3 protein-coding genes are annotated in these 2939 nt (G+C 30.3%); all 3 read right to left on the reverse strand.

Annotated features, from left to right (window positions below; genetic code table 11):
* Positions 1–224: 224 nt before the first annotated feature.
* The 3 genes from IEW94_RS16730 to IEW94_RS16740 all read right to left on the reverse strand — a co-directional run bounded on the left by IEW94_RS16730 (position 225) and on the right by IEW94_RS16740 (position 2685).
* Positions 225–701: a hypothetical protein gene (locus IEW94_RS16730; RefSeq protein ID WP_188655225.1), complete on the reverse strand. Its 477-nt coding sequence runs from the start codon at positions 699–701 to the stop codon at positions 225–227.
* A gap of 156 nt (positions 702–857) precedes the next feature.
* Entirely contained in the window at positions 858–1325 is a 468-nt protein-coding gene (locus tag IEW94_RS16735) for an RDD family protein (RefSeq protein ID WP_188655227.1), read from the reverse strand.
* Between the two features lie 175 nt (positions 1326–1500).
* The gene (locus IEW94_RS16740) at positions 1501–2685 is read right to left on the reverse strand and encodes a protein NO VEIN domain-containing protein (RefSeq protein ID WP_188655229.1); all 1185 of its coding nucleotides are present in this window, start codon (positions 2683–2685) and stop codon (positions 1501–1503) included.
* Positions 2686–2939: the final 254 nt, after the last annotated feature.

A 2939-nucleotide genomic window follows, 5' to 3' on the forward strand; every position in this document is an offset into this window, starting at 1 on the left:
GTTTCTTGCTTTCCACAACCTGCCAAAAACAATACAATTATCAAATATTTGGCAAAGTTTATATTCATTTAAAGGGTTTGTTCAAATGCACCACAACGTGTTTGTGTAAGGATAGTTGCGTGTGTGAGCAACTAACTTACTAAAAATTGAACGAACCAGAGGAAAATCCGTAGGATTTTCCGAGTAGGCTAGAACCAAGCAATTATTTTTACACGGTGTTGCCATTAGTTTATTTTCACTTGGGCAGCATTTGTCAAAATTCCTTCGAATTTTTTTCCGTATTGGTGTTCTGTTTGAATTTCCATTTTCCAATAAACCCTTTCGGCATCCATTTTCTTTACATAGTGAAATCCGCCATTTTTTAATTTAAGTGTGTCAGGATTATATAATTTCTTTGGATTATAGGAAATGCTGTCAATCATTATTATACTTGTATTTTGCTTGTCTTTATTGTATCCAACAAACACAATTTCGCCAGCAATATTTGAATTCAACTCATAAGAGTTTTTGTAAGACGGAATGTCTCTGACAGTTAAGCTGTCAAAAACATATTTGTTTTTTATTTCCGATACAATTTTTTTCAGACTATCATTTTCCGCACGTAAATTTTCTATTTCCGCAATCTTATTCTCCGTTTGATTGATGTCTGTGCAACTCGAAATTAATAAAGTCAGAAGTGTAATTATTATGAGTTTGTTCATTTTTTTAAATTAATGGCAACGGTTTGGCTATGATTCCGTTGCGAGTAAAATCCGCAGGATTTTCCGAAGCAGGAATCATAGTTTGTTTAAAAGTAGGAAATTTTATTTAACCTAAAACAAGCAATGGATTATAGCCGTTGTTGTGAGCTGGCTTTTTTATTTAGTTAATATTTCTCCATATAACCATAATAATGCATAGGAATTAGCGATTGCGAATATTAATCCAAATATCAAATTTTTATTCAATCGATATTTTTTTAATTCAGCACTTACAGTTTTTAAATTGTATTCCATATTAATTCCGATTTTAGTTCCTGCAAGTCGGTCGCCAATTCGACATGTTGGGCTAAAAAATGTAAATAGAAAGTCAATTGGTATAATGAAAAGTAAATTCCGTAATGAACATTTCCACTCCGACGCTTTTTTGTCTGGCAGATTTTGCACTTGAATTCCGAAAAGTCTTTTTCCAATACTTTTACCATTTAGAAAGTCCTTATTCATAGTTATTGTATAGAGAATCATTAATCCTATAAAAGGATTGTCACTAATAGCAAAAGTCAGAACTCCGATTGAACACATAATCAAATAATCAACTACAAATGCTTTTATTCTATTTTCTAACATTAAATTCGGATGTTGGTTTTGTTAAGCTTGCTCACAACGGTCTCGGCTATGAGTAGTTGCGTGGTTTAGCACGAAACTTTGCAAGTACACGACAAGCTGAAAATCCGCGAGGATTTTCAGAAGAAGGCGAGAACAAGCAATTACTTATAGCCATTGTTGTAGGCAGTTTTTTATATTAATATTTTATATAAACTTTAAAATCAGTCGGAACAATTTTAAAGTATTCTGAATTTTCTATATCAGTCGTATCTAATATTTTTACCGTAGAACTATTTCCTACGTATTCAACAATATAGATATAATAATTTGATAACAAATTAATTTTTTCCAGCTCATTTTTAGTCAAGTGAAAAGAGACATTGTCGTTATTTACTCTTAAGGTTTTTACTTCAATATGTCGTTTTTCTAAACTTTTTTCTTTTGAAATTATATCATATCCCAATGAGCTATCTTCACTCACAATTTTTGCTATGCTATTTACATTTTCAAAACCTAAACTTTTTAAGCGTTCTAATTCAAATTCGAGTGCTATTTTCTCGGACTTCGTTCCTATTAATTCATTTTGAATTTGCTTTTTCGTGTAGTCTGTTTTTCCGGTATTATTTTCAAAAACAACCTCATTAACACTATCAACCTTTTTAAGGTCAGCATTAATTGGTTCATATTTATCTAATTCATTAGATTCAAAAAAAGCTGTGTGAAATAGATTTGGAATATTCTCTTTAAATAAAGTAAAGTGATTGCTATTAAACTTTAAATTAGAAATAGTGTTCTTACTGAAACTGAATTCAATTAATCCAATGCTTTTTAATTTGTTTAAGTTATTTTTTAAAGTTCTTGTAGTAGTGTAAAATACTTTATCTGTGTCGTTAATAACAAATCCAGATTTATCTAAATAAACATCAGGTTCGAATGATTGACGGAAAAAAGTGTTTTGATAAAAATGAAAAAACCACATTTTTGCACCTCGCTGAACTTTCTTTTCGATTTCTTTAATCAACAAGTTGTGTCTTTTCGCATTTTTTATGGTGATATTATTTTCTGAAACTATATCGCTAAAATTTGACCCAATTGGGTTAATTACAAACTTCGATTTTTTTTCTGCAAGTAATTTTTTATAAAATTCCTGTTCATTGCTATTAATTTCCTGAATCAATTGGTTAGTGTTGGCTATTCCACTTTTTTCTAAAAATGAGTGACTGATTTCAAAATATCCATTAAAGCCGTCATAAAGATAATAATATGGTTTTCCATTAATATCTAAATCGTAAAAAGTTATTTCGTGATTTATTTCTATTTCATTAGATATTTTTACTATTTCTTCCGAGAAATGTGAAGCTCCAATATTGTTTTTTTTCATTTTTTATCTCGGTGTTTATTGCTTTTTCGAAGTTGCGTTTAAATTGCCTACAACGGTTAGGCTATGATTCCGTTGCGATGAAAATCCGTAGGATTTTCGGAGTAGGAATCAAGCCAAGTTAAATATACAGTTTTTTGGTTTAGCATTTAACGAGTAATGGATTATAGCCGTTGTTGTGTGTAGGCTTTTTTATTTCCTATGAGTTTTATTGTCAGTCCAAATAAAATTCCGACAACAACCGCAGGAATAATACC

Source organism: Yeosuana aromativorans (assembly GCF_014646655.1).
GTDB lineage: Bacteria > Bacteroidota > Bacteroidia > Flavobacteriales > Flavobacteriaceae > Yeosuana > Yeosuana aromativorans.